This is a genomic window from Saccharibacillus qingshengii (genome assembly GCF_013185195.1).
Classification (GTDB): domain Bacteria; phylum Bacillota; class Bacilli; order Paenibacillales; family Paenibacillaceae; genus Saccharibacillus; species Saccharibacillus qingshengii.
The window spans coordinates 147,664-153,663 of record NZ_JAAZWC010000012.1 but is presented as its reverse complement, the minus strand read 5'-3'; the positions used below and the strand labels follow the sequence as shown (position 1 = coordinate 153,663).

The 6,000-nt window shown below is 56.5% G+C and carries 7 protein-coding genes; 4 read left to right on the top strand and 3 right to left on the bottom strand.

Annotated features, from left to right (window positions below; all coding sequences use genetic code 11):
* The first annotated feature begins 213 nt into the window (after nucleotides 1-213).
* From HRQ60_RS12585 to HRQ60_RS12575, 3 genes are all read left to right on the top strand, one after another.
* A complete protein-coding gene (locus HRQ60_RS12585) occupies nucleotides 214-660 on the top strand; it encodes a LytTR family DNA-binding domain-containing protein (protein ID WP_172196167.1) in 447 nt (148 codons plus the stop codon).
* Nucleotides 657-1,076 (top strand): hypothetical protein, encoded by a 420-nt coding sequence (locus HRQ60_RS12580; RefSeq protein WP_172196166.1) that lies wholly within the window; start codon nucleotides 657-659, stop codon nucleotides 1,074-1,076. The genes HRQ60_RS12585 and HRQ60_RS12580 overlap by 4 nt, the downstream gene beginning before the upstream one ends.
* 141 nt (nucleotides 1,077-1,217) lie before the next feature.
* On the top strand, nucleotides 1,218-2,504 hold the full coding sequence (locus tag HRQ60_RS12575) for a galactokinase (RefSeq protein WP_425501669.1): 1,287 nt from the start codon (nucleotides 1,218-1,220) through the stop codon (nucleotides 2,502-2,504).
* Nucleotides 2,505-2,586: 82 nt separating this feature from the next.
* Here HRQ60_RS12575 and HRQ60_RS12570 read toward each other — a convergent pair whose 3' ends face one another.
* The 3 genes from HRQ60_RS12570 to HRQ60_RS12560 all read right to left on the bottom strand — a co-directional run bounded on the left by HRQ60_RS12570 (nucleotide 2,587) and on the right by HRQ60_RS12560 (nucleotide 4,959).
* Complete coding sequence (locus HRQ60_RS12570) at nucleotides 2,587-3,297, bottom strand: ABC transporter permease (RefSeq protein ID WP_172196165.1); 711 nt, start codon at nucleotides 3,295-3,297, stop codon at nucleotides 2,587-2,589.
* 23 nt (nucleotides 3,298-3,320) lie between these two features.
* Nucleotides 3,321-4,235, bottom strand: coding sequence for an ABC transporter ATP-binding protein (locus HRQ60_RS12565; RefSeq protein WP_246281298.1), 915 nt, complete (start codon nucleotides 4,233-4,235; stop codon nucleotides 3,321-3,323).
* Between the two features lie 79 nt (nucleotides 4,236-4,314).
* A complete protein-coding gene (locus HRQ60_RS12560) occupies nucleotides 4,315-4,959 on the bottom strand; it encodes a TetR/AcrR family transcriptional regulator (protein WP_172196164.1) in 645 nt (214 codons plus the stop codon).
* 130 nt (nucleotides 4,960-5,089) lie between these two features.
* On the opposite strand from HRQ60_RS12560, the gene HRQ60_RS12555 reads away from it, so the two are divergent.
* A complete protein-coding gene (locus tag HRQ60_RS12555; RefSeq protein WP_172196163.1) occupies nucleotides 5,090-5,938 on the top strand; it encodes an aldo/keto reductase in 849 nt (282 codons plus the stop codon).
* Nucleotides 5,939-6,000: the final 62 nt, after the last annotated feature.

Here is a 6,000-nt window from a genome sequence, read left to right as displayed (position 1 = left end):
GCCGAGGAAAAAAGAGACTCGAAACACAAAAGAAACCCAACCCTCCGTTTGGAGAGCTGGGTTTCTCGACACTCTGAGGCGCTCCTGCGGAGCGCCTTTTTGCCGTGCTTGCAACAAAAACCCCAATCTTTGCAACAAACGGTACAAACCCTGGTTCCTACCCGATTTTGCGGGTACGCTGAATACAAGCAGCAGAAAGGGGAGGAGGCCATCATGAAAATTACATTCGAAGCCGATGCCGCGCTGGAGCGCCGGATCGCGAAAATACGGACCCATCCGGAAGAACAAGAGCGCTGGCCGCAGATCCGCGACGCGATCGAACAGTCGATAGGCAGGATCGGATTAATCAATGCCGCGAACGACCGGGTCGTCCAGGTCCCGCTTGGACAGATCGCCGTGATCGAATCGGAAGACCGGATGTGCGGCGTGAGACTGATTAGCGGTGAGCGGTATCTGCTGAACAAGCGTTTGAAGTCTGCCGAAGAAGCTTTTGCCGCGCCGCAGTTTGTCCGGATCAACAACCGCACGATGATCGGCGCCGCGCATATCCGGGAATTTTCGTCTGCCGCTCACGCCCGGATCGAAGTAACGTTAACCGACGGTTCGCAGTATGTGGTCAGCCGCTTTTATATTCAACAATTCAGGAGGGGTTTGGGATGATCGTTCAATTGAGACAGTCGTTTTTCCAGGTATTTACGATGAGTTTGCTGTGGGTGGTTCTGCTGCTGACGCTGTTCTACAAAGAAGAAACGGTAGGGATCGGCTATCTGTGGAATGTGGCCGGGATCGCCGCGATCTGCGGAGTGCTGTTCGGCGTGATGTACAAAGCGCTGTGGAGCCATTTTACGCTGAAGCCGGTCTGGAATATCCTGATCTCGTCGGTGCTGTCGATCGGCGGGGCGATGCTGGGGACGAACTTGTTTTCGGCGGAAATGTACGGGATGCTGCTTCCCTGGCTGCCGGGCATGATCGCGGTATCGCTGGTGCTGCATACGCTCGCCTTCTATGGGTATGCACGGATAGACAGCAGAAAGCGGGCGGAGGAACTGAACCACAGACTCAAACAGCAGGCTTAGAGGGTTAAAAGTGTCGAAAAGAACCGGGATATTGGCAATCTGCCCTGTATGCGTATTCAAAAATGTGTCATATTGGAGAGGTGGGCGGACAGAGCCGCTTCTTTAACCGATTTGACATACCGTATTCAGGAGGAATTTTGGATGACGAACGAATTTAACCCGGCTTTTCTGCAAACGCCGGCGATGCTCTCCGCTTTGACCGCGCTGTACGGCGCAGCCAAGCTTGACGAACAAACGGTGCGCTACCAAAAAGTGCTGGACGCGTACGCCGACACCTACGGACCGGAAGCGGTACGGCTGTTCAGCGCGCCGGGACGGACCGAGATCGGCGGTAACCATACCGACCATAACCACGGCAAAGTGCTGACCGGCAGTATCGATCTCGATACGATCGCCGCAGCGGCGAAGACGGAAGAGAACGTCATCACGCTGCGTTCGGAAGGCTACGAGCGGCAGTATTCGATCAACCTCGATCAGCTGGAGATCAACGCCGAAGACGACGGCACGGCGGGCTTGATCCGCGGCATCGTCGCCGGCTTCGCCGAACAGGGCTACCGGACCGGCGGATTCCGCGCCTACGTCTCGAGCAGCGTGTACAGCGCTTCGGGGCTCAGCTCGTCCGCTTCGTTCGAGATGCTGATCTGCACGATCCTCAGCGAGTTCTATAATGAAGGAAGCTTGAACGCGGTGCAGATCGGCAAGATCGGCAAATACGCGGAGAACAAATTCTGGAACAAGCCGTCGGGTCTGCTGGACCAGATCGCCTGCGCGCACGGCGGCCTGATCTCGATCGACTTCGAGAATCCGGACGAGCCGGTGATCGAGCCGGTCACGTACCGTTTCGATCAGGACGGGTATGCGCTCGTGATCGTAAATACCGGCGGCAACCATGCGGACCTGACGGAAGACTACGCAGCCGTTCCGCGGGAAATGTTCGCGGTGGCGGAGCTGCTCGGAACCGAGTTCTGCCGCGGTACGTCGGCGGACGAACTGTACGCGCGCCTGCCGGAAATCCGGGAAAAAGCCGGCGACCGTGCCGTGCTTCGCGCGCTGCACTTTTTCGAAGAGAACGACCGGGTAGACGGCATGCTGGACGCGCTGCGCCGCGAAGATCTGCAGGCGTTTCTTCCATTGATTACGGAGTCGGGCAATTCGTCGTGGAAATGGCTGCAAAACGTCTATCGTCCCGAAGCGACCCGCGGGCAGGAAGTGGCGATCGCGCTGGCGATCACGGAGCGCTATATCAAGCAGCTCGGAGCGGGCGCGTGCCGCGTTCACGGCGGCGGATTCGCGGGCGTGATTCTGGCCGTGCTGCCGCAGGATGCGGTTCCGGCGTATCAAGATCTGATCCAGCGCACGCTGGGCACGGAGTCGCTTGAGATCCAGGTCCGCGCGCACGGTGCGGTCTGCCTGGACCGGGTGAAGTAGCCTTCAATACACGCTAAAAAAGAAACGAGCCGCCGAAGAGATTCGGGAGGCTCGTTTTTTACATTCCGTCTTGTCTGTCGAATTACCGCTGGTCCGCTCGTTTCCACCAAGATATCGTTCCGAACGCACCAAGCTCAAATACCAAGATCAGAATTACATAACTGGCTGTACCCAGCGGAAACAGCGTCAAGCCGCTCATCGACAGATGCAGTGCCGGAATCGACCAGGGCAGATAAGGGCCGAGTGCGGTCGGTCCTGCAGTCAGGGCGACCATCAGCGTGGTGAACGCGTAAGCGATCGGAACCAGATAACCGCGCGAGATGCTGGCCAGCAGCGCGATCGGCGAACAGAGCAGCAGATGAAACACGGCTATCAGCAGCAGTCCGACGAACTGATGGGCGATAATAGGCCAGGAAAAACCGGGAACGCCGATGAACAAGCCGATCAGCAGCGAGAAAGCGAAGATCGTCAGCGCTGCGACCAGACACCAGAACGCGATGACGACAGCCTTGGCGATCACAATGGTGGTGCGCGAGACTGGCAGGGCCAGCAGGTCTTTCACGGTCCGGTCCGTATACTCCCTCCCGAAGGTCCAGGCGGTAATCGTCCCGAATCCCATCAGACCGAATACGGAAGCGAACAAGAAGGTCATGCTTCCCAAATGCTCGTTCCAGTCCGCTCCGCCGGAGCGAATGCCTGTCACGAACAACAGGAAGACCAACATCCCCCACAATACCGGTGAACGGCTCAATTTTCGATTTTCCACGTAAACGGCATTCCCTAATGATCTCATATTGGATATCCTCCCTACAGCCATTATTCGCTTACCCGCTGCAAAAAATACGATTCAAGCCCTTCTTCTTCAACCGTCAGCCCGGCCAGTGAAAGGTTGGCGTCCACCAGCAGTTTGGCTACCCGTTCCGGCTGCCGGATCGCCTGTTCGTCCGCAATCTCGATGCTGCCTTCAGCCGAGATTTGCGCACGGTAACCGGCTTCCAGCAGCAGTCGATTCGCGGTTTCCCCCTGATCTTGAACCTTAACCATCAGCCGTTTACGCCGGAGCTGCTCAAACTCCTGCGAGCTGATCTCTTGAATCAGCGTGCCGCCGTGAATAATGCCGATCCGCGACGCCAGTTTGGACATCTCCTCCAAAATGTGGCTGGAAATAAATACGGTCATCCCTTCCTCCTTGGCCAAGCGGCGCAGAAGTTCGCGAACCTGAACGATGCCTGCCGGGTCGAGCGCATTGGTGGGTTCGTCCAGAATCAGCACGGAGGGGTTATGGATCATGGCTTTGGCCAGGCCAAGCTTCTGGGCATTGCCGAGCGACAGGTTTTTGGCTTTGGTATCGGCATAAGGCGTCAGCTGCAATTTTTCGATGACGGACTCGGTCGCGCTTTTTGCCGGCAGACCCCGCAGTCTGGCGATCAGCCGCAGATTGTCGCGTACCGTGAAATTCGGGTATGCATAAGGCGTCTCCACCATGTAGCCGATCTGCCGCCACAGATCGGGCTTGGCTTCGATGATGCTTCGACCGTTGATATAGGCGGCTCCGGAAGTCGGCCGAATCATGCCCAGCAGCATGCGGATCGTCGTTGTTTTTCCGGCTCCGTTCAGACCCAGGAATCCGTAAATTTCTCCCTGGTGCACATTCAGCGATACGTCCTGCAGAACCGAATGGGTGCCGTACCGTTTGGTCAAAGATTCCGTGCGAATGATCTCCTGCATCATCAACTCTCCTTGTTTTTTATTTCGTTTACCGAACGTTCGTTGAGTGATATTGTCAAAAAAAGAAGCACCGAAGTGCCGCTTATTCGTTGATCGGTTTGGCCCACAACTGCATATAGAATTGCGATAATGCAGCGGCTTCCTCCTGCTCCATGCGGTTTCCCCTCAACAGCTGCTGGATCACGGTAAACACGATATGCGCCAAAAACTGCGAGGAAGCGAGCGAGAAATCCATGTGCCGAATATCGCCCTGCTCCGCGCGCTGCGACAGATAATCGGACATCGCTTCGAACGGAAGACGGGTGACGCTGTCGAGCGCTTCTTTCTGTTCGTCGCTCAGCAGAGAGCGCTCGCGAAGCAGAATCTGGAAGTAGGCTTGGTCTTCCGTCAATTTTTGCGCCAGCCCGACAATCAGCTCCGTTAATACAGGGAACAGAGGCAGGTCGGTTTTGGCAAAAATCTTTTGAAAAAACAAAACGATGCCGCCGATCCGTTCTTCCTGCGCCGTTTGCAGCACAGTGGTCAGAATTTCGAATTTGCCGCCGGGAAAATAGTGATACGTTAGGGCATCCGCCATGCCGATCGCTTTATTCAGCTCGCGCATCGATACGGCATGATACCCTTTTTCCGCAAAAAGTTGTTTGGCGGTCTGGAGGATCTGCTGCCTGCGATGGACAGCTTGAAGATCTCGACTTGTCATACGTTTGCCGGGCTGTTTCGATTCCATAACGGTTCCTCATTTCACTAAACGTTCGTTGAACCAATAATAAGCGCGTTTGTCGGTAAAGTCAACTCCGTATTTTGCTCGGGCTACTCGAAAGTGCTATCGTAGAATCATACGAGAGGAGGGCTTTTTCATGTCAACGAATATTCCGGTCATCACCTTGAACGACGGTCTCGATCTTCCGGCGATCGGACTCGGCACGTACTCACTGAATGGATTTTCCGGGGTCGAATCGATCAAAAGCGGTATCGAGGAAGGCTACCGCCTGATCGATTCGGCGTTCAACTACGAAAACGAAGGGGCCGTCGGCCGCGCCGTGCGCGAAGCTTCCGTTCCCCGCGAACAGCTGCGGATCTGTTCCAAGCTCCCGGGCCGCCACCACGAATTCGACAAAGCGCTGCGAACGATCGAAGAATCGCTGCTGCGTACGGGTCTCGACTATTTCGATCTCTACATCATCCATTGGCCGAACCCGGAGCAGGGCAAATATGTGGAAGCTTGGCAGGCTCTGATCGAAGCGAAGAAGCGCGGTTACGTCCGTTCGATCGGCGTAAGCAATTTCCTGCCGGAGCATCTCGACCGCATCGTCGCCGAGACGGGCGCCGCGCCGAGTCTCAATCAGGTGGAGCTGCACCCGTACTTCGACCAAGCGGTTCAGCGCGAAGCGAACGCCAAGTACGGCACCGTCACCGAATCGTGGAGCCCGCTCGGCCGCGGCAAAGGGGACGGCGTGCTGGAAGACAGCGAGGTCCAAGCGATCGCGGCTGCCCACGGCAAAACGCCGACCCAGGTCATCCTCCGCTGGCATACGCAGCTCGGCGCCGTGCCGATTCCCAAAGCCGGTTCGCGCGAACACCAGCGGGAGAATCTCGATCTTTTCGATTTCGAGCTGACGAATGAGCAGATGAAGACGATCTCGGCGTTCAGCCAAGGCGGCAGAAGATTGTGGAATCAGGATCCGGCGGAGTACGAGGAGTTTTGATCGGTTTTTTGTCCATTCCTTCCCGCGGTTCGTAACCCAATCCTTTCCCGCCCGTATAACCC

Excerpts from the sequence above, each read along its gene's own strand:
- HRQ60_RS12585 (WP_172196167.1), top strand. The coding sequence starts at position 214 with ATGAAAATTACATTCGAAGCCGATGCCGCGCTGGAGCGCCGGATCGCG.
- HRQ60_RS12580 (WP_172196166.1), top strand. The coding sequence starts at position 657 with ATGATCGTTCAATTGAGACAGTCGTTTTTCCAGGTATTTACGATGAGT.
- HRQ60_RS12575 (WP_425501669.1), top strand. The coding sequence starts at position 1,218 with ATGACGAACGAATTTAACCCGGCTTTTCTGCAAACGCCGGCGATGCTC.
- HRQ60_RS12570 (WP_172196165.1), bottom strand. The coding sequence starts at position 3,297 with ATGAGATCATTAGGGAATGCCGTTTACGTGGAAAATCGAAAATTGAGC.
- HRQ60_RS12565 (WP_246281298.1), bottom strand. The coding sequence starts at position 4,235 with ATGATGCAGGAGATCATTCGCACGGAATCTTTGACCAAACGGTACGGC.
- HRQ60_RS12560 (WP_172196164.1), bottom strand. The coding sequence starts at position 4,959 with ATGGAATCGAAACAGCCCGGCAAACGTATGACAAGTCGAGATCTTCAA.
- HRQ60_RS12555 (WP_172196163.1), top strand. The coding sequence starts at position 5,090 with ATGTCAACGAATATTCCGGTCATCACCTTGAACGACGGTCTCGATCTT.